General features: G+C 42.9%; 23 protein-coding genes and 1 pseudogene. 13 read left to right on the top strand and 11 right to left on the bottom strand.

What is annotated here, in order from left to right; translation table 11 throughout:
* Positions 1–131: 131 nt before the first annotated feature.
* Both fadA and ES754_RS11840 read left to right on the top strand, forming a co-directional pair.
* Complete coding sequence (fadA, locus tag ES754_RS11845) at positions 132–1,304, top strand: acetyl-CoA C-acyltransferase FadA (RefSeq protein ID WP_147224411.1); 1,173 nt, start codon at positions 132–134, stop codon at positions 1,302–1,304.
* Between the two features lie 284 nt (positions 1,305–1,588).
* Positions 1,589–2,164, top strand: coding sequence for an isochorismatase family protein (locus ES754_RS11840; RefSeq protein ID WP_147224410.1), 576 nt, complete (start codon positions 1,589–1,591; stop codon positions 2,162–2,164).
* Positions 2,165–2,285: 121 nt separating this feature from the next.
* On the opposite strand, the gene asd is transcribed toward ES754_RS11840, so the two are convergent.
* Positions 2,286–3,122, bottom strand: coding sequence for an archaetidylserine decarboxylase (gene asd, locus ES754_RS11835; RefSeq protein ID WP_147224409.1), 837 nt, complete (start codon positions 3,120–3,122; stop codon positions 2,286–2,288).
* Between the two features lie 134 nt (positions 3,123–3,256).
* On the opposite strand from asd, the gene dtd reads away from it, so the two are divergent.
* The 3 genes from dtd to phoR all read left to right on the top strand — a co-directional run bounded on the left by dtd (position 3,257) and on the right by phoR (position 6,034).
* The gene (gene dtd, locus ES754_RS11830) at positions 3,257–3,712 is read left to right on the top strand and encodes a D-aminoacyl-tRNA deacylase (protein ID WP_147224408.1); all 456 of its coding nucleotides are present in this window, start codon (positions 3,257–3,259) and stop codon (positions 3,710–3,712) included.
* A 136-nt stretch (positions 3,713–3,848) separates the two neighbouring features.
* Positions 3,849–4,553 (top strand): phosphate regulon transcriptional regulator PhoB, encoded by a 705-nt coding sequence (gene phoB, locus ES754_RS11825; RefSeq protein ID WP_147224407.1) that lies wholly within the window; start codon positions 3,849–3,851, stop codon positions 4,551–4,553.
* 104 nt (positions 4,554–4,657) lie between these two features.
* The gene (gene phoR, locus ES754_RS11820) at positions 4,658–6,034 is read left to right on the top strand and encodes a phosphate regulon sensor histidine kinase PhoR (protein ID WP_147224406.1); all 1,377 of its coding nucleotides are present in this window, start codon (positions 4,658–4,660) and stop codon (positions 6,032–6,034) included.
* 36 nt (positions 6,035–6,070) lie between these two features.
* On the opposite strand, the gene ES754_RS11815 is transcribed toward phoR, so the two are convergent.
* Complete coding sequence (locus tag ES754_RS11815) at positions 6,071–6,613, bottom strand: M23 family metallopeptidase (RefSeq protein ID WP_420825334.1); 543 nt, start codon at positions 6,611–6,613, stop codon at positions 6,071–6,073.
* A 299-nt stretch (positions 6,614–6,912) separates the two neighbouring features.
* Between ES754_RS11815 and ES754_RS11810 the strand changes: the two genes are divergently transcribed.
* Positions 6,913–7,590: an LOG family protein gene (locus ES754_RS11810; RefSeq protein WP_147224404.1), complete on the top strand. Its 678-nt coding sequence runs from the start codon at positions 6,913–6,915 to the stop codon at positions 7,588–7,590.
* Between the two features lie 153 nt (positions 7,591–7,743).
* On the opposite strand, the gene ES754_RS11805 is transcribed toward ES754_RS11810, so the two are convergent.
* Positions 7,744–9,372, bottom strand: a complete 1,629-nt coding sequence (locus ES754_RS11805) for an FAD-dependent oxidoreductase (protein WP_147224403.1) — start codon at positions 9,370–9,372, stop codon at positions 7,744–7,746.
* 704 nt (positions 9,373–10,076) lie between these two features.
* Between ES754_RS11805 and ES754_RS11800 the strand changes: the two genes are divergently transcribed.
* A complete protein-coding gene (locus ES754_RS11800; RefSeq protein ID WP_147224402.1) occupies positions 10,077–10,517 on the top strand; it encodes a COG4315 family predicted lipoprotein in 441 nt (146 codons plus the stop codon).
* 137 nt (positions 10,518–10,654) lie between these two features.
* Here the strand turns inward: ES754_RS11800 and ES754_RS11795 are convergent, their stop codons facing one another.
* Positions 10,655–11,263, bottom strand: a complete 609-nt coding sequence (locus ES754_RS11795; protein WP_147224401.1) for a YceI family protein — start codon at positions 11,261–11,263, stop codon at positions 10,655–10,657.
* A 458-nt stretch (positions 11,264–11,721) separates the two neighbouring features.
* Between ES754_RS11795 and ES754_RS11790 the strand changes: the two genes are divergently transcribed.
* The gene (locus tag ES754_RS11790; protein WP_147224400.1) at positions 11,722–12,006 is read left to right on the top strand and encodes a type B 50S ribosomal protein L31; all 285 of its coding nucleotides are present in this window, start codon (positions 11,722–11,724) and stop codon (positions 12,004–12,006) included.
* Between the two features lie 133 nt (positions 12,007–12,139).
* On the opposite strand, the gene ES754_RS11785 is transcribed toward ES754_RS11790, so the two are convergent.
* The 5 genes from ES754_RS11785 to ES754_RS11765 form a co-directional block, all read right to left on the bottom strand.
* The gene (locus ES754_RS11785; protein WP_147224399.1) at positions 12,140–12,988 is read right to left on the bottom strand and encodes an SGNH/GDSL hydrolase family protein; all 849 of its coding nucleotides are present in this window, start codon (positions 12,986–12,988) and stop codon (positions 12,140–12,142) included.
* Positions 12,982–14,379 (bottom strand): nicotinate phosphoribosyltransferase, encoded by a 1,398-nt coding sequence (locus tag ES754_RS11780; protein WP_147224398.1) that lies wholly within the window; start codon positions 14,377–14,379, stop codon positions 12,982–12,984. Before ES754_RS11780 ends, ES754_RS11785 begins: the two co-directional genes overlap by 7 nt.
* Positions 14,380–14,523: 144 nt before the next feature.
* Complete coding sequence (locus ES754_RS11775) at positions 14,524–15,609, bottom strand: bifunctional nicotinamide-nucleotide adenylyltransferase/Nudix hydroxylase (protein WP_147224397.1); 1,086 nt, start codon at positions 15,607–15,609, stop codon at positions 14,524–14,526.
* Positions 15,610–15,842: 233 nt separating this feature from the next.
* On the bottom strand, positions 15,843–16,520 hold the full coding sequence (locus tag ES754_RS11770; RefSeq protein WP_147224396.1) for a dual specificity protein phosphatase family protein: 678 nt from the start codon (positions 16,518–16,520) through the stop codon (positions 15,843–15,845).
* 289 nt (positions 16,521–16,809) lie between these two features.
* On the bottom strand, positions 16,810–17,157 hold the full coding sequence (locus tag ES754_RS11765; RefSeq protein ID WP_147224395.1) for a carboxymuconolactone decarboxylase family protein: 348 nt from the start codon (positions 17,155–17,157) through the stop codon (positions 16,810–16,812).
* 615 nt (positions 17,158–17,772) lie between these two features.
* On the opposite strand from ES754_RS11765, the gene nfuA reads away from it, so the two are divergent.
* Together nfuA and ES754_RS11755 are read left to right on the top strand one after the other, a co-directional pair.
* The gene (gene nfuA / locus ES754_RS11760) at positions 17,773–18,462 is read left to right on the top strand and encodes a Fe-S biogenesis protein NfuA (protein WP_147224394.1); all 690 of its coding nucleotides are present in this window, start codon (positions 17,773–17,775) and stop codon (positions 18,460–18,462) included.
* A gap of 161 nt (positions 18,463–18,623) precedes the next feature.
* Positions 18,624–19,928: an O-acetylhomoserine aminocarboxypropyltransferase/cysteine synthase family protein gene (locus tag ES754_RS11755; protein WP_147224393.1), complete on the top strand. Its 1,305-nt coding sequence runs from the start codon at positions 18,624–18,626 to the stop codon at positions 19,926–19,928.
* A 162-nt stretch (positions 19,929–20,090) separates the two neighbouring features.
* On the opposite strand, the gene ES754_RS11750 is transcribed toward ES754_RS11755, so the two are convergent.
* Both ES754_RS11750 and rsmI read right to left on the bottom strand, forming a co-directional pair.
* The gene (locus ES754_RS11750) at positions 20,091–21,125 is read right to left on the bottom strand and encodes an adenosine kinase (protein WP_147224392.1); all 1,035 of its coding nucleotides are present in this window, start codon (positions 21,123–21,125) and stop codon (positions 20,091–20,093) included.
* 44 nt (positions 21,126–21,169) lie between these two features.
* Positions 21,170–22,153, bottom strand: coding sequence for a 16S rRNA (cytidine(1402)-2'-O)-methyltransferase (gene rsmI, locus ES754_RS11745; protein ID WP_147224391.1), 984 nt, complete (start codon positions 22,151–22,153; stop codon positions 21,170–21,172).
* 138 nt (positions 22,154–22,291) lie between these two features.
* Here rsmI and ES754_RS11740 point away from each other — a divergent pair.
* From ES754_RS11740 to ES754_RS11730, 3 genes and pseudogenes are all read left to right on the top strand, one after another.
* Positions 22,292–22,627, top strand: a pseudogene (locus tag ES754_RS11740) (YraN family protein); the annotation flags it as partial.
* A 318-nt stretch (positions 22,628–22,945) separates the two neighbouring features.
* Positions 22,946–23,764 carry a BON domain-containing protein gene (locus ES754_RS11735; protein WP_147224390.1) on the top strand — a complete coding sequence of 273 codons (819 nt, stop codon included), beginning with the start codon at positions 22,946–22,948 and terminating at the stop codon, positions 23,762–23,764.
* Positions 23,765–23,995: 231 nt separating this feature from the next.
* Positions 23,996–25,030 carry an alpha/beta hydrolase gene (locus ES754_RS11730; protein WP_147224389.1) on the top strand — a complete coding sequence of 345 codons (1,035 nt, stop codon included), beginning with the start codon at positions 23,996–23,998 and terminating at the stop codon, positions 25,028–25,030.
* Positions 25,031–25,075 lie beyond the last annotated feature (45 nt).

Raw genomic sequence — 25,075 nt, 5'->3', positions numbered from 1 at the left:
ATAAGATGAAGTGCAGTACAGATGCTCGATAAGACGATTGATGATTTATTTATTATCAATAATCTTCTAAATTAGATAGGCGAGCATTGTTGTACTGACACTGACAATAAAAAAATTGAAAGGAATGTAATATGACAACTTTAAGTCCAAAAGATGTGGTCATCGTCGATGGCGTACGCTCAGCAATGGGAAAATCTAAGAACGGTATGTTCCGCCATGTGCGTGCCGACAGCTTATCTGCTGAATTGGTTCGTGCTTTGGTTGCACGTAACGATTTTGACCCAAAAGATGTCGAAGATATCATTTGGGGCTGTGTTAACCAAACTCTAGAACAAGGCTTGAATATCGGTCGTAATATTGGCTTGCTGGCTGATATTCCAAAAACAGCTGGTGGCCAAACAGTTAACCGGCTGTGCGGTTCATCAATGCAGGCGCTACATACCGCTGCTGCGCAAATCATGACCAATCAAGGCGATACCTTTATTATTGGAGGTGTTGAGCATATGGGTCACGTCGGTATGATGCATGGCGTCGACCTCAATCCCGAAGCTTCTAAGCATTATGCCAAAGCCTCAAATATGATGGGCTTGACCGCTGAAATGCTCGGTCGTATGAATAACATCAGCCGCGAAGAGCAAGATGCGTTTGGTCTTGAGTCGCATCGCCGTGCATGGGCAGCGACGTTAGAAGGTCGTTTTGACAATGAAATTATCGGTATCGAAGGTCATGACGAAGCGGGTCGCTTGCAACTGTGCACCGTTGATGAAGTGATTCGCCCCGATGCGACGATGGAGCAAATGCAAAAATTACGTCCAGCCTTTGACCCCGTAAACGGTACAGTAACGGCAGCGACATCTTCAGCATTATCAGATGGTGCGTCAGCAATGCTCATTATGAGCGCGCAAAAAGCCAAAGAGTTGGGTCTCAAACCGCGCGCCCGTATTCGTAGTATGGCTATTGCCGGTTGTGACGCCGCCATCATGGGTTACGGTCCCGTTCCTGCCACCCAAAAAGCATTGAAACGTGCAGGCATGAGTCTTGATGACATCCAAACGATTGAGCTAAATGAAGCCTTTGCCGCACAGAGTTTAGCGGTTATCAAAACCTTAAGGCTAAGTGATAAGCAAGATATTATTAATATTAATGGCGGTGCGATTGCGCTCGGTCATCCACTAGGTTGTTCTGGTGCACGTATCACAGTAACCTTGCTTAACGCTATGGAGCAAATGGATACTGAAATTGGTCTTGCCACCATGTGTATTGGTCTCGGTCAAGGTATCGCCACGATTATTGAGCGCGTATAAGTTTTAATTGCTCAATGATATTGTCATAAACTTTATTCATTAAAGAAGCTCTCAGTCGTGACGATTGAGGGCTTTTTCACTGTCCGACTAAAAAGGTAGAACAAAGACTGTTTGTAAGTTGTTACCAGAAATTATCCTCATTGACGCACTGAACAAAATATGACTAAATAAGGCGGTGCTATCTATTATAATATTAATGATAAAAGATGGCTCTTGCTAAAAAATAATGATTACTAAAAGACAGTTTTGGATTGCCAATTTGGCAGCCGTACAAGGAGTGTGCTATGTCGACCATGATTTCTGATAAAACCTACCGTATTGCCCGAGAAAACACCCAAGCGATGATTATTGACGTCCAAGAACGTCTGACTCCACATATTAATGACCATGAAAATATCGTCAAAAAAATTGTGACTTTGGTTAAAGGTCTGCAAGCGCTTGATGTGCCTATTATGCTCAATGAGCAGTATAAAAAAGGCTTGGGTGATACTTTACCTGAGATTAAAGAATTATTACAAGGCAGCAACGCCAAAGGTTTTGAGAAGGTAACCTTTAGCGCATGCGATACCGATACCTCATGGCATTATCTAGCACAGCAGAATCGTGGTATTGTTTTGCTTTTCGGTGTTGAGACTCATGTTTGTGTGCTACAAACTGCGCTTGATTTATTAGACAACGGTATGCAGCCCGTCATCATTGCTGATGCCGTTGGCTCACGTTTTCCTTATGATAAAAAGCTTGCCCTGCGCCGTATACGTCGTGCAGGTGGCGTGATTACTACGGTTGAAACTATTTTGTTCGAGCTATGCCGTAGTAGCGCAGACCCTGCTTTTAAAACCATTAGTAATTTGATTAAATAGAAGTAAAACGGTTGATGTTGTAAATGCCGATATCGTAAATGCTGGTATCATAAATACAGCCGCTAGTAACTTAATACTAGCGGCTGCATTTTTAGTGTTGTTTTTATTCATAATGAGCGTTTTATTCTGCGTTTGCTACGCCTAATAATTGACCCATTTGTACAGTAGTATTGGCAGTCATGCTATTTTGCCAGTCTGTTTTTGCTGCTTTTGGTAGTATGACAATCGCTGTTGAGCCCAAATAAAAACGCCCAAGCTCATCCCCTTGTGCAAAGCTCATATCGTGCGTTTGCTCTTGAATCTCATCAGTACGGGCTATTTTACCAGTCGCTGCCGTCTCGATACCAGCGACAATCATTGCCCCAACCATGACGACCGCTGCTTTTCCATATTCGGTATCGAACAGACAGACCAAACGTTCATTGCGTGCAAATAAGTCTGGAATGTTTTCAGCAGTGGTGTTATTCACCGAAAATAACGTGCCGGGCACATAGCGAGTGGTTATCAGCGTTCCAACAAAGGGCATATGGACGCGATGATAATTGCTGGGTGCCAGATAAACGGTGGCAAAGCTACCATCGGCAAAATAGCTGCCATCTTCGTTATTGGCGAGCAGCTGCCCGATGTCATAATAGAGACCTTTGGCTTGCAGTAACTTATTATTATGCAGTTGACCAAGTTGTGAGATTACCCCATCGGCAGGACTGACAACACCTTGCGCAGTATTATCAATAGTACGCGCATCCTCTTTTAGCTCACGCGTAAAAAAGTCATTAAAGCTCTCATAAGCGTTCAAGCTCTGCCGCTCATATTCATCCAGTTTGACATTATAAGCTTTGGCAAAAGTGCGAATAAAAGCGCGCTTGACCAGTGGATGGCGACTGGCTGCCAAGCGTCCTGCTACTTTACTCAGTTGTTGCTGCGGTACAAACTGCTGGATAGTGGTAAATAAATTCATATCAAGGCTACCAAAATAATTATTAGCATTAGAGAATGTGACTAAAGTGAGTCAGGAATGGTTATATTTTATCATGGTCAGCCATTGTCTGTATGACCATAATCTATAAACGTAATTTACAAAGGAGACAATCAGTGAAAGCACTTATTCAACGGGTGAGCAGTGCTAGTGTGACGGTTGATAGCCACTGCGTTGGCGCCATTGAGCACGGTATATTGGCATATATTGGACTTGGGCATGAGGACAATTTGCAAACTGCGCAGCGCATGATTGATAAAATTCTCACCTATCGCATTTTTGAAAATAATACTGACCCTGCTAAAGCTGGAAAGCTTGACCAAAATGTTCAACAAGTCTGTGGTGGATTGTTATTGGTATCGCAATTTACCTTAATGGCAAATACCAATAATGGTCGTCGTCCTGACTTTGGTGGGGCAATGCATCCTGATTCTGCGCAAGCCTTGTTTGCAAAGATGATAGCGTATGCTAACGCTCAGCATCCTAATATAGAAAGCGGTGAATTTGGTGCAGATATGCAAGTCGAGAGTATCAATGATGGACCGCTGAATTTTTTGTTAGAAGGAAATTAACCTTAAATTGTCATCAAGCCGTCATATAGAAGTCGTTTAATAAGAGGATGGTGGCGAGCACTTATCGCTATTTTTTATACCCTAATAGTTTTTTGTACTCTAACGACTTTTTCTACCTTAATAACAAGGCTGTCATATGCATAGTGAGCTGATTTTAATCGTTGAAGATGAGCCTGCGATCAGTGAGATGATTGTCATGACGCTAGAGATGGCAGGTTTTGAGTGCTTGCAAGCGGCGGATATACCGGAGGCACATCAACAAGTGGTTGATCATCGACCCGCATTGATTTTATTAGATTGGATGCTACCAGGGGATAAAAGTGGCATTGATTTTTGCCGGATGCTCAAAAAAGACGAGTTGCTCTCTGAGATTCCAGTCATTATGCTCACGGCAAAAAGTGAGGAAAATAATAAAGTTTACGGGCTTGATGCGGGTGCTGATGATTATATTACCAAGCCTTTTTCAACGCGCGAGCTAGTGTCGAGGATCAAAGCAGTGCTGCGTCGTAGTAGCGCCCTCAGTGCTGACAAACCTATTGAAATAGGTAGGCTGAGCTTAGATTCTAAAAGCCAGCGTCTGACTGCTGATAGCAAAACTGTTGAGCTTGGCCCCACAGAGTACCGTCTAATGGCCTTTTTTATGACTCATCCTGAGCGTGCTTACACCCGCGCGCAGTTGTTAGATCAGGTCTGGGGCAGTAACGTTTATATCGAAGATCGCACCATTGATGTGCACATTCGGCGTTTACGTAAGCTGTTGCAACCTTATGACTGTGACACGTTGATCCAAACGGTTCGTGGTACCGGTTATCGATTTTCTAATATCATGCAACCAGAATAATTAAGGCATGATAATTATGCAAAAAATTTATTGATAGCAGAAATTACAGGGTCGTAAAGACGCTGCTACCTAGCTACTGCCTAGGATAAATACGGTATATTAATATGATGACGCCTGAGAGTAATAACCGCCAGCCAGTACCGCGTTATGCGCTGCTATGGGCAGATATACGCTGGCTGCTACTGTGGTTAACTGCTGGAATAGCTCTAGGTTTAGCGACTGCACACCTGCTAGAAAGCCTTGTCGGAACGCTGTTATTATATAGTCTGTGGCGCATGTATACCTTGCAGCGCTTTAGCGGATGGATAAATAAACCTATCAATACGTTGCCACCGGATAGATTAGGTGGCCTTAGCATTGTGGCAAATAAGCTCTATCAAAATCGCCAACAAGATCAGCTGACTCAACAAAAGGTGATGGGATTGGTCAAAAAAATCAGAAGCTCGCTAAAGGCGTTACAAGATGCGGTGATTTTGCTAAATGATAATGATGGGCTGGAGTGGTGGAATCAGGCAGCGGAGGATTTGTTAGCGCTACAATTGACCGATCAAGGCGCGAGTATTTTTGATTTTATTACCGCGCCTGAATTTCGACGCTACCATCAGACCATAACCACCCCCAATGATGGTGTGCATATTGTGTCATGGCGAGATTCGAAGCGCTATCTCAAATGTGAACTCACCCATTTTGGCAGCGAAAAGCTTCTGATTATCTATGATGTCACGCGCTTGCAGCATTTAGAGCAGATGCGTCGCGACTTTGTAGCCAATGTCTCGCATGAATTACGCACACCCCTGACGGTACTGATGGGCTACCTTGAAAACTTTTCAGATCAGCCTGATATGCCGGTGCAATGGCAGCGCGGTATGCAACTCATGACCCAGCAGACCGCGCGCATGAATCGCATTGTGAATGACCTATTGTTGCTCTCGCGTATCGAAATCGAAGAGACTCATGAGTTGTGTGATATCGATATGACTAAGCTGCTCAAGCACATCTATGATGATGCAAAGGTTTATAATCAAGAATATGAGCATACTATCAGCTTAGAAATAAATACCAATGATGGCTTATATGGCTCAGAGATGTACTTAAATAGTGCGTTATCAAATCTCGTTATTAATGCAATTAAATATACGCCAAAAGGCGGTCATATAGTCATTAGTTGGAGCAAAATGTCTGATGGTTGCCAGTTTGCCGTAACAGACGATGGTATTGGGATTGCACAGAATCATATAGACCGTTTAACTGAGCGTTTTTATCGTGTCGATAGTGGTCGGAGTCGGGCTACAGGGGGTACAGGACTTGGGCTTGCGATTGTGAAACACGTCTTGTATCAGCATGATGTCAACTTGCACATTGAGTCAATAGAAGGTAAGGGGTCGACATTTAGTGCTTTATTTCCACCTGAGCATGTTCGAGCTGCGCCTATAAATACGGTGTCAAATGACACAACAGATAGGGTATTAGATGCTCTCTAAAGTGCTAAGACTTTAAGTCTATTCTACACTTTCTCATTACTTATTTTTAACTAGTAAAGGATAAGGATTCACCGCGTTACCGTTGATATAAACGCCATAATGGACATGGGGCGGTGTGCCTTTAGCATTGCCACTGTCGCCCACATAACCAACAATATCGCCAGCATTGACCCAATCATTGGGACTTATATCTGCATAGTCTTCTAAGTGAGCATAATAATGTGCCGCGCCGCCAGGACCAATAATAAACACCACACGCCCGCCAAGTCTATCATCGCCGACTTTACTGACAACGCCTTGGGTCGTAGCAGCAATAGGCGTACCCCGAGGCGCAAAAATATCAATACCTTCATGCGACCGTCCTTCGCTACGGGCGCCGCCCCATGTGTCAGTCAGATGCTGCCCAGCTAGGGGACTTGGTAAGCTATTTTCCTGCGGTAATTCTTGCTGTAATAATCCAACTCGCTGCCACATCGCCATCACTATAGACGGTGACTTGTTAAAAAAAGGTGTTATAAACAACGGAATTGCAAATAAGCAGGCCATCATTATCAGCACTTTAACTGATGTGCTAAACATACGTTTTTCTATGGGTTGGGATGGAAGCATCATAGTCACTTTAGTAGGCTTTGGTTAGAGCAGTTTATCAGGGTTAATTTATTAAAAAACACTAATAAAAATATCTTTATTACGTAGAGACAGGCCACTGTTACTATGCGGTGACGTGGCTTATGGTAAGATAAGTGCGGGATATAATTATAGGATATTTATAGTAACTCTATAAAAAATAACTATCCAAAAAATTAGCAATAATATTGAATACCATAATAATTTAAAATAACAGTCACATCAAAATCATTATAAATTAAGGATGCTATATGCAAATGAAAATTAATAACGAAAATTATGAAGTTATTACCAGTAAAGATATCACTCATATTGAAAAAGCAGTGGATAAATCAACCCTTGATATGCCTTTAGTCGCTGTTTATTGTGGCTCGCGATCGGGCGTCGGTGAAGTCTATGAGCAAGCTGCGCGTGATCTGGGCAATGCATTAGCCAAAAATGGCATGGGTTTAGTCTATGGCGGTGCGAGTATTGGTCTGATGGGCGCAGTAGCAGATGCGGTCGTTAAAGGCGGCGCGCAGACGGTTGGCGTTATTCCGACCTTTATGCTAAAACATGAAATTGCCCATGAACAACTGACACGGCTGCATTTGACCGATACCATGCACACCCGTAAAACAGTCATGGCAGAGTATGCGGATGCCTTTATTACCTTGCCCGGTGGCCTTGGCACGCTAGAAGAAATTATGGAAATCGCCACATGGCGACAGCTATATCAGCATGAAAAGCCGATGATTATTCTGAATATTAATGGTTTTTATGACCGGTTAATTGACCATCTGAAATATACAGCTGACCAAGGGTTTATGAAGCAGCAAGACCTTGAGCGTCTGGTGGTTTGTAATACGATTGCTGAAGCCATTGATTTATTACATGTGATCGTTAAAATCGACGATGCTGTCGATACTGAAAAAATGGCAGGCAAGTAACATCCATTGATTTAATTAGTATACTCGTAACATTACTATTTCTGAATTAAATAAAAACCGGAACAAAGGGCTATAGATTAGCCTTTGATTCCGGTTTTTTTACACTTGGATTTTAACTTTGGTAGTTATGCGTAATTGCTTGTACTTCGCTGTTTATACTTCATCTGGGGTTAAATTATTTAAAGCCTCTTCACGAATACTGTGATTAACACCAGCCATAGCGAGTGGAAACCCGCGCTCACGAGCCAGCACTTGCGCTACCTCGTCAATAGTTAAACTGTCGTGACGAATTAGATAAGCCCATTCATGGTCGTGGCGATCCTGATTAGCAGGCAAATTATTCTCTAACAACTCAAGTTCAATAAGTTGGTTCACGATTTCGTCTGCTGCAAGTAAGGCTGAAGAGGCCTTAACATTTTCAGCGCGCGCATAATGCAAATTAGGATATAAGCTCACGTCTGCTACCCGTAGCGTATCATCGCTACCCGGGATTTGCTGACCACCATATAAAGCGTTGCCAACTGTCCGTGCGCTTTTAAATGTCGGTACGAACTCTGCCATATAATCAATAGACTGTTGACTGCGTGCTTGTAGCGGTGCTTTATCCCAGCCATCGTCAATATAATGAACATATTGTGCAGGGAGCTTAGGCTGGGCACTGGCTTCATTGGATGCGACCAAGCCATCATCAAACAAAGTAATGGACTTACTCATTCCATGAATCTGAAAATAGCCACCAGGATAAGGCGTGAGCTGTGCCATACCTTCAGGCGTACCGCGCTCACCATAAATGATAATCTCTGGAATCTGTCCGCCAGTTTCGCCCCAATGAGTGATATAAGAGGACTTGAATTCCACCATCCGCTTAACTTCGACCCCTACCATATCGTCAATAATACCGGTACGGAAGCCGCACGCATTCACTAAATAATCAACTTCGATAGACTCAATTTTAGCTTCATTATTGTGCGTCTCATTACCTCGGGACGCTCTGTGTTGCTGCTGATAATCGATGCGCCATTGACTCACATGGTGATTAATGTTCGCGCAATCATCGCAATCGACCGCGACAACTTGTTTGACTTTAGTGTCAGTAAAAACATGAGCGTGGTCATATTCTTCTAATGCCAATTTGGCGGAAGCAGCCAAGCGGAAAATGTTCCAGCCGTACTCTTGCACCATAATCAAGGGGAATTTAACTTTGTTTAAGTCCAAATGCTTAGCAACCGGTATCATCCATTCATCTGAGGAGCTCGGTACTTTAACTTGCTCACGCTCAGACAACTCAATTAGCTGCTCATGACTGTATAGTTGATAGTAGTCCTCAGGCTCGCCCAAGACTTTATTATTCACATCTTGCTCAATAAGATTACGATAAGCATCGGTCAGAATATCAAGGCGCGGTAAGAGATCTTCAGGCAGACCGGCATCACGTGTCGGCACCGCAAACACAGTCGGGCGTACATCGATGGTATAAGGATATAGGCGCAGAATATCGATACATTGCTTTAGTAATGCCACACAATCTTCATCAGGAATTTCGCGGTACAAATTCCCACCAGCATGCAAATGGCACATCGGCGGGCCATCGATTAGCGAGTTTTGTTTTTCAAACACATAGGTCTCGAGTCCCAAGGCAGCAAGACGAATAGCAATCGTCGCCCCTGCCGTACCGCCGCCAAGAATACCGACGCGTTTTACTTGGCTATCATTTGCTTTAACATGATTTGCCGTATCACGTGTAACGGTTTGGGATTGGATGTTCGTAGGAGATTGGGTCATGGTAGTGGGTATATCCTTGATATTTTTGGCATAATCACATGCTCAAAGCTTCTATAAATTTCGCGGTTTAATACTCTTTGCATTTTAGTGCTGCATCAAATATTTATTAGTCATCATTTAATGCTGTAAGGGTGTCTATATATTTAGATTGATATGCATGCGGTTGTTGTAGAGTTCAATAGACTATAAATATTGCTAGCGTCACCTTTACTAGTAAATCATTGTGTAGCTATACTTATCTTTACGAGCCGATGTTAAAGCTAGTTTACAAAAATTCGTCTTGATTATCCCAGTAAATACGTAAGAGAATGCATTAGTTTTGTCAACGAAGCGTCATAAAAGATAATGAATAGAATTAAGGGTTAAAAGCATTATTAAACAGAGGAATATCATCGCCATATTTTTTGCGAGAGGCAGGGTTTAAGACTATGAAGATTAAACTTGGATAATTATTTCTGGTTATACAATTTGTAACTTATATTAGGTTTTGTAAGTTTTTCTAACAGCATAATAGACTGTTTTAAATCCTATGCTATATTAAAAGTTAGAACTGTTTCAATTCAGAAATTTAAAGCTCAATCATTGAGGTGTGTTAATTGTTTCTAGTTCAGATTCCTGGTTTAAGTAAGTATATATTTAAATAAGAAACTCTAGCTATGACTTTGAACCAAACCTATATTATTTTCGATTATAAGGAAGTTACCGTGAAAAATACTATTATGTTATCAGCACTAACAGGCGTTTTGGCTTTGACAGGATGCTCAACGCTAAAAAACGTGGTTGGTAACGACACTTCAGGCATGCATGATGTGCACAGTACCACTAGCAATGCAGCGCCAGTGACCAGTAAAAACAGCGTGCTGGTTGATTCAAAAAACCATATGACTTTGTATACCTTTGATAAAGACTCGATGAATAAGTCAGAATGTGGTTCAGCATGTTTGGTTGCTTGGCCAGCATTTTTGGCACCTAATAACGCTCAAGCTAGTGGGCAGTTTGCCTCTTTTAAACGTGAAGATGGTAAATACCAATGGGCAGTAAACGGTAAGCCTTTATACTTCTACGCTAACGACAAGAATGTCGGCGATAAGCATGGCGACAATAAACTTGATGTTTGGCACGTTGTTCCCGTTTTAAATAAGTAGATTGTTCAACGAAGTTATTAAAAGTTATTTATATAAATATTGACTTATAACTATTAACTCAAAGCCAAAATCAAAATCAAAAAAAGCAGCCTTTACACAGGCTGCTTTTTAATGGATGATCTTTTCACCAATTAGCTTTATTTAGCTTTTTTCTCTATCAGTTCACCATCAATTTGGATAGGCACATTAGTGGTAATTCCTTGAGCAAAGGTGGTCATGCCATAAGCGACGCGGTCGATATTACCAGTGGCGCGAAAGCCTATAACCGGCTCTTTGGTCATCGGACTATTACCGATTTTCTTGAGCGTCACATCTAGGGTCAATGGTTTGGTTTTACCAAGCAATGTAAAATCACCCGTGACCTTAGCTTGTTGGGGGTTGTAAAAATCCACTTTAGTAGATTTGAAGGTCATCGTTGGATATTTTGCCACATTAAAGAAGTCATCTTTCTTTAAATGCGCATCGCGCGCCGCCCATGCGGTGTTGATGCTATCTGTATCAATGACGAAGTTCATCTGCGTTTTATTGGGCGTTTTCATATTATAGCTAAGCGACCCATCAGCCTTATCAAAATGACCCATAGTGGTTGAAAACCCTAAATGCTCCACTGAAAACCCGACGCGGGTATGTGAATTATCGAGCTGCCATTGAGTAGGCATGGCAGCATTTGCAGCAGTGGTTAATCCTAGTATTGAGGTAATAAAAAGAGCTTTTGTGATACGAGTTGGTAAATATATTGACGTCATATAATTTCCTTTATAGGGTTTTATTCTAGTTTAAGTAAGTGTTAATACAATGCTGATAACTTGTAGTTATCGTTTATAACGTATTAGTAGCTATAAGTCAGTAGTAGTAGTAATAAAACGGATTGATCAAGGGCTGATAGTTATTTTCCCTTAAATTATTTATTAGTAGAATAGATAGGGCTTTTAGTCGAAGAGTTTTTTGATGCATTTTTTGACAGTTGATACTCGCATTTAAAGGTTGCATTGCTTGCATCAACGGCTAAAAACCGTTAAAATCGTCGTTTGATTTTCCCGCTGGGGAAAGGCTAAGAGAGCAGAGGTGTGGTGTTGGGTGCTGGAATAAGCCAGTGACGCGATTGCCAGACTGGTAGATGTCCTTAGTGCCTCAGTTACGTATGCCAGTCTTAAAGATATATTATCGATTGGACTGACGATACATCGGACATAGAGAGTTTATTATGCGTAAAGATATCCATCCTGATTACCATGACGTGTTGTTCCATGACACTAACGCTGACGTGTATTTTTTGACTCGTTCAACGGTCAAAACCAAAGGTACTCGTGAATACGAAGGTACAGAATATCCATACTACCCACTTGATATTTCAAGTGCGTCGCATCCGTTCTATACTGGTGAACAACGTAAATCGTCTACTGAAGGTCGTGTTGCAAGCTTCAACAAACGCTTTGGTGCGTTTGGTGGCCGTAATAAGAAAGCTGCTGATACCGATTCTGCTGAATAAGAAATCTGTATGGGCTACAGTTATTTTACTTACGCCCTGCAATAGTACCAATATAAAAAAACCGCTGAATATTCAGCGGTTTTTTTGTAGTAAGTATAAATTTTGCTCGTTATTCTATGGACGAGTCGGCAGATCAGTTATCAACTAATTTAGCTATAAGCTCTGCTAATTGCTGGGCCCAATAGCCATACATCAAACTGCTAGGATGGAAACCGTCGCTGGCAAACATTACTGAGATATCAATAGGGGTGCCATTAGCATGATCGTCTATCATCCGCGCAAAGTCTGTAGCCATATAGGTGACACCGATATGCTCAGCACAAACTTGCTGTAATATTTTATCTAGCTTATCCGCTTTTGCCCCGATAAAACCATTTAGCGGTGCAGGTAGTGCAGGCATCTGCGCCATTTGTGGCAATCTTGAAAAAATCAACGTGCCTACGCCAAATTTGCGCTGAGCAATAGTGATAATCTCTTCGATTTGCTGTTGCCACTTGGCTGGCGAAACATTAGCTGTCGTATCGTTGACACCAACGCTTAACACCATGACATCAACGGATGCGCTAGGAGCTGGCAATATATACAATCGGCGCAAGATATCAAAGCTAGTATGGCCAGTCGTGGCCTGTAATGACCAGCTGATCTCATCGAACTTTGTATTGAACTGCTCATCAATAAGTGCTTGCTGTTGCAACGCTGGAATAAGCTTACCTGCTAGCGCCTCTTGCTGGGTCTGACTACCAACCCCTGCTGCTGCTGAATCGCCGACAATCATTAGACTTAATGTTTTTTGATTTGCAGCTGTCATTTTATCGACGTTAATAGCGACGTTTTTTTCTGGATTTAGTTTAATATGACCATACCTGTCACCGTCTGGCTCGGGTAAGCGCACTGTATCACGCTTGACCTTACGCCCTTGATACAGATAAACCGGAGCGAGTAGAACGTCTTTTGCGACATTTGCAATTTTAGCGGCTACCATCCAGCGCGCTCCCGAATGGTTGTGAGACTGTCTTCAACTATTAGTTTGCCATCAACATAGACGTCACGTAGTAAGTTATTACTAACAGTACCCAACTCGTCAGCTTTGACAGTTCTTAATTGACCGTTGTTATCTTTTATCAACGCTAACCGGCCTTTTTTAGAGCGTTTAGCATGACTGGTGATAGGATCTTTATAGATATCAGTCCAGTTGCCATCGATTGAAATCGCACTGGCTTTCATCGCCCAGCTCATAGTATCGCGGTTGACTTGTTGCAGCAGGCCGCCGCCCATGCCAAAAGTGATATTATCAGCGCTAAAGCCCGCTGCCATGACGGCGTTAACAATTCTGCCTAAGCTTTGTGGACTGATACCATCGCCTTGAATAATGCGTACATAATCAGGCAATATTTTATAGCCTTTGCTATTAATGGTAGTACCAAACTTCACTGCTAAGCGCTCTAAGGCTTCACGAACCACTTTGATCGGCTCGCCACTATCGGGCCGGATCACTAAAGTGCCGCCCATGTTTTTGATATCGTCTTTTAAGGTATCACCCCAAATATTATCAATGGCATTCCACAAGTCATAGCTGTCAGAGACCACTGAAAAGGTTTTACCTGCACCGCCGAACTGCTCAATCATATTGGCGTAGGCCGCGGTTTCACCTTCACGTCCCCATGCGGTCATGGTACTGTGTTCAGCCGCAGGAATTGAGAAGGCTGGCATGTTATTAGCCATCTGATACCAACGACTGGCTGCAACCAAAGCGGTCATAGAATCAGTGCCAGCAAAGTTAACCAAATGCGCTAGGCTGCCGAGCGCAACTGACTCATGACTGGAGGCGCCGCGTGAGCCAAAGTCATGTAAGCGGAAAATAAGAGAATCACTATTATCAGCAGATTTTTCTAGTGCTTGGCGGATAACGCTTTTACAATAGCGCGAGACGCTAGCGACCGTTGACGGATACCAAATTGCTCGTAATAGAGAAGTTTCAATATAGCTGGGTAGCCAATAAAAATCAGGATCAGTATTGACGATCTGACAGACTACATTTGATACTGGCACGATACTGCCTTCGGGAACCGCTTCAATACGTAGTGGTAAATAACCGCCGTGTCTCTTGACCAATAGCTCCCAACCGGCACGGTTAAAGGTCAAGCCATGTGCCTGAATGACCGTTTCGGCCTCATCGATGTCTTGCATAGTGACCGGCATGCTTAGGTATTCTTTAATAAAGGCCTGCAAGCCGAAGAACACCACATCATAGTCGCCACTTCTTGCCTCGACATAACTGGACATATACTCGCTGCCCGCTGGATATTGCACCCAATGTGAGGTTTTATAGCTGTCGCTATTGAGAATTAAATTATTAAGATTGTTGGTAAACATCACAGAACTCCTCTGCTTTGAGATGCCGCAATCACTACGGCTATTAGCCTTAACCGTCTATCAGCTCTGGCGGAAAAATTTATAAAATTGTATCAATAGTTCTCAAAGAAAAATTATCGATTAAAAATTGAGTTGAAGAACACGCTACAACCCAACCATCTTCATAATAATTGCATAATGATCTTCAAACATCATTTTAGAATCAAGCTCGGCAAGCGGTAGCCAAAAAGCCTGCGCAGCATCATCACCGCCTTTTACTTTGGGCAACCCTTTCGCATCGTTCTTTAGTTGAAAATAAAAAGCTTGAGTAATCGTGCGACCACGCGCAGAGCGATAGGGGTCATCAAAGGTATGCTGACTGTGACGCGAACCGCGCAGTACGGGCTCAGGCACTTTTAGACGAGTCTCTTCACGTAACTCACGGATACAAGCGTCAAATAAAGTTTCCTTTGCATCAACAAAGCCACCTGGTAGTGCCCATAATCCACGTCCTGGCATACTACGACGCTCAACTAATAGGATATGCCCTGACTGTACTACTAGAGCATCGGCGGTCATAAAGGTTGGTGGATAAGGCGCTGCTTCCCATTGTTTTTTATATTTATCTATAAAACCTGCTTCTTCATGTAGCTGCTGGTACTCAGTTGTCTTTTTAAAGTTGTCTAAAATTTTGCGAGTTGATTTAGGGGTACGCTCAGAAGTAGGGGTTGCGCCCATCAGATAACTGTCACGAATAGGGGTGGCGGACAAGTTATGGTAGCTAGGAACGGAGATTGACGCCCAGTGAGGGAATAGTGACAAGTAATAGGAGGAGCTGTCTTTAGAATGGCCAATCAAACCAATATCAGATCGCAAATCACCAGTAACTGATCTTACTCCAGCTTGTACATACTGTAGCCAACGGGTGTCGTTATAGAGTACATCATCGAGCGCTACGCAGTGGATACGCGCTGCCTCCTCTTTTGAGTAGGCACCTTTAATCATCGCTGTACGTTCAGCAACCGAAAAGGGATTGCGTAAGCTACGCGGCAGATTGGCTGAACCAATAAGGATAATCACTTCATTGGAACGCTTTAAAGCCTCTTCGATTACCGCTTTGTGTCCGTTATGAAACGGCTGAAAACGTCCAATAAATACTAGATAGTGATAATGTTTATTGGCTTGATTGTCTAAACCAACCGTAATTTCTAATGGATTTGCCACTTGCTCTTGTTCTAATAATTCACTCATAAACGCCAACTCTCTGCAAAATGTATGTCAATTATTCAAAATTGTTTGATGACGCTAATACTGCCACAGCCCTTTACATGCCGACAAGAGAAAAAATGCATTTTGATACATAAGTCTTCAACGTCACTTTTCAATATAAGTGACTATAGTAACCATTTATAGTCTCAAAAAATTAAGTCATATTAGGTAAAAATATTGGTACGGGTAGTAGCGCTTAATAAAGCAGCGGTAGTCTACATTTGTGCCCGAACCTCAGCAACGGTAGCAGGATTTAACATGGCTCGTAGATTGACCCACATTGGATGATAGCCAAAATCACCGGTCACCATTTCCAGCTTGGCTTGTTCAATTGACCAGTCTTGCTCAATAATGCGATACATGGCGACAATGATGCCTGTTCGGTTGGAACCGTGATAACAATGCACTAACACGCGCTTATTCTGCATTTTTAATGCTCTTATTTGTACGAGCGCTTTTGCCACTTCTTGCGGGGTCACATACCATGTCTTGAGCGGATAATTATGCAAACTTACATTCATATTGTCGGTAATGTGATTCAATAGTTTATGGTTAGCTCTTTGACCAAAAATGCGCAGATTGAGAATAGCGTCAATGTCATTAGACTCTAGCAACGGGATATCCTCAGCACGCAGCTGTTCACTTCGAAACAATAAACAATCGACTTGATATAAATTGGTGGCATCGTCAATTAAGAGCGCAGGCTTAGCCAAAGAGCCCTTTTTTTTAGGCAGCGTAGGCTGAGATGCGGCTTTCAGAGAAGAAGCTGATTGACGACCCGACATCAGGCTTGTTTCGCTAATCAAGCAAATAGCTGTAGCTGATTTAGAACGTAACCTTTTGAGCTTACTTGAAACCTTTGAGGCAAACGGTATGCCTGATAACCGATCCATAGAAGACCTTATTGAAGAGGGAACCGTATTGTTTAGTAATGGAGGTTAATTCTTCTTTCTTTTGTTTATTCATATTACCACTGGTTTAATGGTAGTCAATATACTTTATATTTGCGGTGAGATGATAGATATAACCAGACCTAACACACCTAAGGTCATCATCTATATCAAATATTAGTTTTGCCATAATGATAACCAAAAAAACTGCCCATAGTTATTAGCAACTATAGGCAGTTTTTTATTGAGTCTCTAAAATTATTGACTCTTTCATACCTTGTTCGCTACAAGGTTAAGCTTCTTTACTAAATTCTTTAAAGGCGGCGATTGCTTCAGCGGCATACATCATTGACGGCCCGCCACCCATCGCCACACAAACTCCCAGCGTCTCAGCCACTTCTTGCTCGGTAGCACCAAGCTGTACCAATGATTTGATATGAAAACCAATACAAGCATCACAACGTGAACCGACGCCCAAGGCTAAAGCGATTAGCTCTTTGGTTTTTTTATCTAATACGCCTTCAGCGTAGGCAGAAGTTGCAAGTTCGCTAAAGGCCTTAGATGTCTCAGGAATACTCTTACGTAATTTAGCCATATTGCCAGCGACGTGTTTAGTGATATCGTTAAATGACTTGCTCATAAGAAGCTCCTTACAGGACAGGGACAACTGATCAGTAGTAATCAATCATTAAAAATAACAAATATTTAATATACCTAATTATAATATATAAAAATACATATTAAATCAAGCCTTTTTAAACTTAAATTTTTTAAAACAAGGCTTTAAGCGAAGTATTAAATAAGGGTTTTCTGAGTAGCTTCTTAGTGTTTTACTGAAGTACTGTTTTGTAAAAGTATTTATTTAGAAAGTTAAATGTTAAGAGTCGCAGCAAATCATCACTCTTGATAAACGACATTACAGCCTTAAGATAAGGTTTACCTATTAAAACTATCTTATTAAATACCCCCATTTAAAAAACCAATAATGACCATTTGCAATGAACACGTTTAAATCACAGTAGCGCAGTCGGAATTAACCTCTGAGTACGGTATAATAGGTGTTATAACTTGATAGTCAGCACGGCCAGACCAATAGAATGATAAGCCGTGACGACTAGTAACTCCCATATTTTCTAAGGTTGATGCTACTGCTGCTGTCGATAAATCGATATATAAACAGACTAATTAATAAACTGAATCAATAGACAGACAGTGCATTGGTGTCTTAAAGCCTACAAACGAATGAGGAACGATTATGAGTGAAAACAACCTAACAGATACCGCCCCTGCGGACCATGAATCAACAGAATATGAGTCGGCGTTGGATCTTGAGCAGCTTGAGACCAAAAGCAATATTACTATTACTGAAGCGGCGCAAGGATACTTGGCTGATTTGCTGTCGAAGCAAGATACTGATGGTATTGGTGTGCGTATTTTCGTTGAGCATCCTGGTACACCGCGTGCTGAATGTTGTATGGCATATAACCAACCAGGCGAAGAAGACAGCGCTGATTTGCAGTTCAGCTATGACGATTTCTCTGCCTTTATTGATGCTGCATCCGTACCCTATTTAGAAGATGCGGTGATTGATTATAATAAAGACCGTTTTGGTGGTCAGTTAACGTTCCGTGCGCCGAACTCTAAAGTACCAAAAGTAGGCGCTGATGCTAGTGTTGAAGAACGCATTAATTATGTATTGCAATCCGAGATTAACCCCGGTCTGGCCGCGCATGGCGGTATGGTTGATTTAATAGAGCTGATCGAAGAAGAGGGCATTGGTCTAACCGCAGTACTAAAATTCGGTGGTGGTTGCCAAGGGTGTTCAGCCGTTGATATGACGTTACGCCAAGGAGTGGAGGTGCAGCTCAAGCAGCAAATACCTGAGCTGACCCAAGTGATTGATGAGACGGATCATACTAGTACTGAGAATGCGTATTATAAATAAGCGACAAGTAAAGGCTCCTTATGAATAAAATTCATTAAGCGATTAATATTTTGCTATTCTCTTCATAACGAAGCTAGGTTACTATTGACCTAGCTTTTTTATTGTGCTGATTTTATCAATAAGTTTTTATTATCGTTTTTGATCACTTTAAGGAGTTTGTTATGAGCAATAATAAACAAGATACTAAGCATAGCCAACGTCTGGAAACAATAGCTATTCATGCCGGCTACAGTGTCGAGCCCACCACCAAAGCAGTAGCGGTACCGATTTATCATACCAGCTCCTATGCGTTTGATGATACCCAGCATGGGGCAGATTTATTTGATTTAAAAGTCGCGGGTAATATTTATACCCGTATTATGAATCCGACCAATGCGGTGTTAGAGGAACGGGTGGCCGCACTTGAAGGCGGTGTTGGCGGCCTAGCCGTAGCGTCTGGTATGGCTGCGATTACTTATACCGTGCAGACTATTTGTGAGATGGGCGACAATATCGTAACCGTCTCTACGCTATATGGCGGCACTTATAATTTATTTGCCCATGCGCTGCCGCGTCAAGGCATCGAAGTGCGCTTTTTTGACCATACCAAACCTGAGTCAATTCGTGATTTAATCGATGACAAAACCAAGATGATTTTTGCCGAAAGTATCGGTAATCCGCTGGGTAATATTGTTGATATTCAAGCATTAAGTGACATTGCCCATGAATATGGCGTGCCTGTTGTCATTGATAACACGGTAGCGACGCCGGCACTTTGCCGTCCATTTGAGTTTGGCGCGGATATCGTGGTGCATTCATTGACCAAATATATGAGTGGTACGGGTACTTCAATTGGCGGGGCGATTGTCGATAGTGGCACCTTCCCTTGGGGGGACTATCCTGAGCGTTTCCTGTTATTGAATACCCCTGATGCCAGTTATCATGGCGTAAATTTCGTTAAAGATGTTGGCGCTGCGGCTTTTATTGCCCGTGCTCGGGTGGCTCCACTGCGTAATATGGGCGCGGCGTTAAGTCCGCTGAATGCCTTTAGTATTATGCAAGGGATGGAGACCTTAAGCTTGCGTATGGAGCGTCATGTGCAAAACGCGCAAATCGTTGCTGAGTATCTGCGTGACCATGAAAAAGTCGCTTGGGTAAAATATGCCGGTTTGCCAGACCATCCTGACTATGAGCTTGCTCAGCGTTATATGAAAGGCACACCTTCTGCGATTTTGACCTTTGGCGTAAAAGGTGGTTTGGAGGCAGGGGCACGCTTTATTGATGCTTTGCAGCTGTTTACGCGTTTGGTTAATATTGGTGATGCAAAATCTTTAGCGTGTCATCCAGCAACCACCACCCATCGTCAGTTGAATGAAGAAGAATTGGCGCAAGCTGGGGTTAGTGCAGACATGGTACGCTTGTCAATTGGTATTGAACATATTGACGATATCAAAGCTGATTTAGAACAAGCCTTAGCGTCTGCTTAAGTTAGAGGTATTGCTATAATAGTGTTCAGTAAACTATCTGAAATTCATCATTAAAATTAAGAATAAAAAAAGCCCATATCGATTTGATACGGGCTTTTTTTATTCTCTCAGCAATCTAAAATGACTCAGTTTAGTTATTTAAACATAAAGCGATTTAAAGAGTTAAGCAGACAATACGCGTTGAGCAATATCTTGATAACCTTGTGACTCTAAGCGCGGGCCAAACTGTTGAATAATTTGCGCGGAGACTTCGCTGGCAAGTCGACCACATTCTGGCAAGCTATAGTGCTGTGATAAGGCATATAAAAATGCACCGGCGTAGTTGTCACCGGCGCCATTGGTGTCGATAACGTCTGCAACGGCAGGGGTGGCGATTTCATGAATGATGATATCGTCGCTGTCGCCTTCTGCATCATGCTCAGGCTTTTGCGCGATAACCGCACCTTTGGCACCATCAGTGACTACGGCTATTTGGCAATGCTCAAGTAGCGCGCGTGCGGCCGCTTTCACTTGTTTTTTATTAGTGAACAAACAGGCCTCTTCACTATTACAAAATATTATCTCAACTTTATTGCCAAGCATATTAAGCAAACCGTCTTTGGCAAACTTGACTACAGCTGGGTCGGCAAAGCTAACGGCGATTTTGGCATTGTGCACGCCGGCTTGTTGGCGCAGCTGGGTCATGGCGGGCTGAATGCTTTCAGACATTGCCAAATAGCCTTCTAAATATAACCAATCCGCAGTTACGAGCGCATCAAAATTGACATTCTCAGCGCTGATATCGCTTGAAGTGCCAAGATAGGTCTGCATGGTGCGCTCGCCGTCTTCGGTCACCGCAACGACGCATGAGCCGGTCACGCCGCCTTTATGTATCGACTGCTCTGAGGTAGCAACACCGGCTTGATTTAAGTCTTGCAGATAAAACTTTCCTTGCTTGTCATCGCCCACCCGGCACGCATAAAACGGCTTACCGCCCAAGCTTGCAAAGGCAAACATAGTATTGGCAGCTGAGCCACCGCCGGCTTGCTTTGATGGTTCAATCTCTGCCAGTTGAAAATACGCCAACAGCTGCTGCTGCTCTTCAAGTCCTGCCAGCGTCATATTGCCTTTGGTCAGCTCAGTTTCTTCTAGCGCTGCTTCACTGAGCAGATACTCATGGTCAACCAACGCATTGCCTATCGCCATTACATCGTACATTTACTACTCCTGATATTTTATTAAAAATACTTAAATGAGAGATTTTATTCTGCCGTTTGCAATTCAAGTAAGCGCTGATAGAGGGCATTCTTTTTGACGCCAGTGATATCAGACGCTAAAGCAGCGGCTTTTTTGACTGACAAATCAAGCAATAAACGCTGCAATAATTCATCGTGAATACTGAGGTCATCTTCATCTTGCAGGGCGTTATCACCTGCGATGACCACGACCATCTCGCCGCGCTGCTGATTGTCATCGGCTGAAACAAATTCAATTAATTCGGCAAGCGTTGATTTGTGCACAGTTTCAAAGGTCTTGGTGAGCTCACGGCAAAAAGTCACGCCACGATTGGCACCAAATACAGCGGCCATATCCTCTAAACTGGCGATAATACGATGCGGTGCTTCATAAAATATCAGCGTTTCAGTACGTGTTTTTAATGCGGTCAATTGCTTTTGGCGGCCATGGGTTTTGGCGTTTAAGAAGCCAATAAAGCTAAAGCGGTCAGATGGTAAGCCTGCCACTGACAGCGCCGCCACGGCAGCGGACACGCCGGCAATAGGCGAGACGGTGACGCCAGCGGCATGGGCGGCTTGTACCAATTGATAACCCGGGTCACTGACCAGCGGCGTGCCGGCATCACTAATTAACGCCACCGAGTACCCTTGCTGAATCATCTCAATAATCTTGGGCGTTTGTATCGCACTATTGTGCTCATGATATGCCCATAGCTTGTTATGGCCTTTTTTACTTTCAGTATTGCTGTCTGCTGATTCATCAGACTTATCGGTGTCGACTTTATGAGTTTTAATGTCGCTTTTAATATCACTTTCATCATCGTTCTTGCTATTACTTTTAGTATTTATGCCAAAGTACGATAACAATTTACCGGAGGTGCGCGTGTCTTCACAAGCGATGATAGCAACCTGCTTTAAAGTATCAATCGCGCGTGGGGTCATATCCTGCATATTGCCAATCGGCGTGGCAACGATATATAGACAAGCCGGCATTGTAGTGGGGGTAGACATGAAAACCTCTTAGGCGTTGTGAATGTTAAGCGTGAGCAGTGATTGAAGACAGCGATAAAAGTGCTGGTGACTAATGTTTAGCTAGAGTATTACTGAAGTACTGAACGCTTAAAAGTGGTTAGTTTAGCATGTTGTGCTATGATAATTATGAAATGTTCTGCAGACGAATTCAGTGTCATGGCTAATAAACCCAACTTACGCAAACCTCTAATACTCACGTCTCCAAAGCAGCGCCAAGGCAGCTATTTTGAGCAGCACGCACTGGTGTTTTTACAGCAACAAGGGCTGATACTTATCGCCCAAAACTGGCAGCAGCCTAAAGTGGGTGAGCTTGATTTGGTCATGCTCGAGGTTAGGTAAGCATGGTCAACCCTCGTTTTTATTGAAGTACGTCAGCGACGACGTTCAGGCTTTGGCGATGCGGCCCTTAGTGTTACGCCAGCCAAACAACATAAAGTTATCAAAACGGCCAAATATTTTTTACAGCAGACTCCTGAATATGCTGATATGGACTGTCGATTTGATGTGGTTGCTTATGATATTGAGCCAGGAAAGCATCTAAAAACCAATTACCAACCTGAATGGCTAATGGGCGCATTCATTGCTTCGGCATGGTAGTGATTAAAAATAGTAGCAATCAAAAACCATCAATTAAAAATAGTGATTTAAAGGGCAGCTGAACGATTCTAACAATATACCGTTACCAAATACCTAACCGCCAATGATAAAATTTGCGTAAAGTAACCGCAATAATCAAAGTTACACATTTAATAATGTCTTATGGGGTAAATAATGACAAGGATGCATTCGCTCACTGCTATTTTCAATTTACCGCGCCGCGCTATGATGGGCGCCATTGTGATGGTCAGCATCGTGAGTACCGGCTGTACCACTAATTATCTAACCAATAGTACCGAAGGGACTTATGGCGTACCTGTGACCGAACGCACCATTCCACAGCGCCTGCTTGATCGAAGTATTGAGCATACGGTGAAAGTCAATATTTATGGTCTACAAGAAAACCTGAAACAAGACAGCCGTATTAGTATCAACAGCTTTTATAGTGAAGTATTACTGACGGGTGAAGTACCATCAGAAGCCCTTAAAAAGCAAATTGAGGAAGTTGTGCGTTCAATGCCTGATGTACGCCGCGTCTACAACGAGATGGATATCAGCGTGGCAAAAGGGTATAGCTCAACCGTCCATGATGGCTATATTACCTCAAAGCTGCTGGCAAGGGTGACCGCTAATAATGGGATAAAACCCTCGCAAATTAAAACCGTGACCAACGATGGTGTGGTCTACGTGATGGGGCGCATGACCCCGACTCAGCAAAGCTTACTGATTGAAATTGCAAATAGTACTGTCGGTATCACTGAGCTGGTCTTGCTAACCACCTTAATAAATGATCAAGGAGCGCCCGTCACTGAGGATGATATTATGTTTGAGCGCAACGCAACAGGAGCTTCTGTTGCCACTGTTAAACCAATGATTAGGAATGCCGCGACTACTGATGCAGCACATAGCGCCGAACCCGTTTTACTAGCAGATAATACTAATCTTGCAACTCAAGAAACATCCAGTCCTTATATTGAGTTGTATAGCAATTAAAACATCGAATCGATAACGCTCAGTTTAATAAATACAGACACCATCTTTTTTTATTCTATTTATTCTGATATAGCCGTTACTCACAAGAACTCTAACCAGTGATAACAGTAAAAACACGTCAAACTCTAGAAAAGCCAGTAAGATAATAAAGGCAAGAAACAAGATAAATAGAATGATAAATGAATCAGCATCGTGCTAAATGTTGATTGATACTCAATAAGGATATGGGTCATGAAAGGTGCAAATAGAGCAGAACAAGAACCGAATCTTACGGATAAGTCCGCTAATCAGACAACTGTTACTAAGCCAAACTTATATGAATCACAATGGCCTAAGTCAAAAACTCCTAAGCCACGTAGCCTTAAGCTAGTAAGTGTAGGCGTGACCGCAGCGGTGGCAGTGGGTAGTATTGCTCTGGCTGCCCAACAAGCTCAGGCGTTTTCAGCATTAAATGTAGTGAATAGCTTGAGTTCAAGTGGCGGCGTTGGGGTCAGTAAAGATATCTTATATGGCGATGCACCTCTACAAGATTTGGATATGTATTATCCAAAGCCCTTAGCGCAAGCTATGCAAAGCCAGCAGAGTATCAGTAACAGCTATCCGATGGTCGTATTTGTCCATGGTGGGTCATGGGAAAGTGGTAGCAAAGAAGATTATGCTTTTGTCGGGCAAAGCTTTGCCCAAGCAGGCTATATTACCGCCGTGATTAATTATCGCAAAGCGCCTGAACACGTTTATCCGGACTATGTTAAAGACACGGCGCAAGCGATTGCGTGGAGCTATGATAATGCCGCGCGCTTTCATGCTAATCCGCAGCGTCTTGCCGTTGTTGGTCATTCCGCTGGTGCTTTTAACATGATAGCAGCGGTATCAAACGAAGATTTTTTAGCAACTTATGGGATGAAGCCCAGTGACATTAGTGCCGTAGTCGGCATCGCTGGCCCTTACAGCTACGATTTCCGCAAATATGGTGGCTCTGTTGCCTTTGCAGCTGATGCAACCCCCGATGAAGTCATGCCCGATCGCCAAATTAAAGGTAAGCAGCCCCCTTATTTATTGTTAACTGCTGAGAATGATAAAGTGGTTTATGATCAAAATACCATCAAAATGACGCAGGCGTTAAAAGAGTTTGGCGCCACAGTAGAAAATAGTGAGATTAAGGGTGCCAGTCATGCTACCAGTATTGGTGCGATGGCCTCACCACTGCGCTGGGTTAATGACGTGCGCGCGCAAGTGTTACGCTATCTGGATAAAGAGCTTAATTAGCGCTTCGAAAGCATCGCTAAACACTGAATAAATTCTGTGGGCTTC

This window comes from Psychrobacter frigidicola (genome assembly GCF_007997305.1).
Classification (GTDB): Bacteria; Pseudomonadota; Gammaproteobacteria; order Pseudomonadales; family Moraxellaceae; genus Psychrobacter; species Psychrobacter frigidicola.
This window is presented reverse-complemented; position numbering and strand designations above follow the sequence as displayed.

Excerpts from the sequence above, each read along its gene's own strand:
- ES754_RS11790 (WP_147224400.1), top strand. The coding sequence starts at position 11,722 with ATGCGTAAAGATATCCATCCTGATTACCATGACGTGTTGTTCCATGAC.
- phoR (WP_147224406.1), top strand. The coding sequence starts at position 4,658 with ATGATGACGCCTGAGAGTAATAACCGCCAGCCAGTACCGCGTTATGCG.
- ES754_RS11735 (WP_147224390.1), top strand. The coding sequence starts at position 22,946 with ATGACAAGGATGCATTCGCTCACTGCTATTTTCAATTTACCGCGCCGC.
- ES754_RS11815 (WP_420825334.1), bottom strand. The coding sequence starts at position 6,613 with ATGTTTAGCACATCAGTTAAAGTGCTGATAATGATGGCCTGCTTATTT.
- ES754_RS11780 (WP_147224398.1), bottom strand. The coding sequence starts at position 14,379 with ATGTTTACCAACAATCTTAATAATTTAATTCTCAATAGCGACAGCTAT.
- fadA (WP_147224411.1), top strand. The coding sequence starts at position 132 with ATGACAACTTTAAGTCCAAAAGATGTGGTCATCGTCGATGGCGTACGC.
- asd (WP_147224409.1), bottom strand. The coding sequence starts at position 3,122 with ATGAATTTATTTACCACTATCCAGCAGTTTGTACCGCAGCAACAACTG.
- rsmI (WP_147224391.1), bottom strand. The coding sequence starts at position 22,153 with ATGTCTACCCCCACTACAATGCCGGCTTGTCTATATATCGTTGCCACG.
- ES754_RS11755 (WP_147224393.1), top strand. The coding sequence starts at position 18,624 with ATGAGCAATAATAAACAAGATACTAAGCATAGCCAACGTCTGGAAACA.
- ES754_RS11785 (WP_147224399.1), bottom strand. The coding sequence starts at position 12,988 with ATGGTAGCCGCTAAAATTGCAAATGTCGCAAAAGACGTTCTACTCGCT.
- ES754_RS11840 (WP_147224410.1), top strand. The coding sequence starts at position 1,589 with ATGTCGACCATGATTTCTGATAAAACCTACCGTATTGCCCGAGAAAAC.
- ES754_RS11810 (WP_147224404.1), top strand. The coding sequence starts at position 6,913 with ATGCAAATGAAAATTAATAACGAAAATTATGAAGTTATTACCAGTAAA.
- ES754_RS11730 (WP_147224389.1), top strand. The coding sequence starts at position 23,996 with ATGAAAGGTGCAAATAGAGCAGAACAAGAACCGAATCTTACGGATAAG.
- ES754_RS11805 (WP_147224403.1), bottom strand. The coding sequence starts at position 9,372 with ATGACCCAATCTCCTACGAACATCCAATCCCAAACCGTTACACGTGAT.
- ES754_RS11795 (WP_147224401.1), bottom strand. The coding sequence starts at position 11,263 with ATGACGTCAATATATTTACCAACTCGTATCACAAAAGCTCTTTTTATT.
- ES754_RS11775 (WP_147224397.1), bottom strand. The coding sequence starts at position 15,609 with ATGAGTGAATTATTAGAACAAGAGCAAGTGGCAAATCCATTAGAAATT.
- ES754_RS11770 (WP_147224396.1), bottom strand. The coding sequence starts at position 16,520 with ATGGATCGGTTATCAGGCATACCGTTTGCCTCAAAGGTTTCAAGTAAG.
- nfuA (WP_147224394.1), top strand. The coding sequence starts at position 17,773 with ATGAGTGAAAACAACCTAACAGATACCGCCCCTGCGGACCATGAATCA.
- ES754_RS11765 (WP_147224395.1), bottom strand. The coding sequence starts at position 17,157 with ATGAGCAAGTCATTTAACGATATCACTAAACACGTCGCTGGCAATATG.
- phoB (WP_147224407.1), top strand. The coding sequence starts at position 3,849 with ATGCATAGTGAGCTGATTTTAATCGTTGAAGATGAGCCTGCGATCAGT.
- ES754_RS11750 (WP_147224392.1), bottom strand. The coding sequence starts at position 21,125 with ATGTACGATGTAATGGCGATAGGCAATGCGTTGGTTGACCATGAGTAT.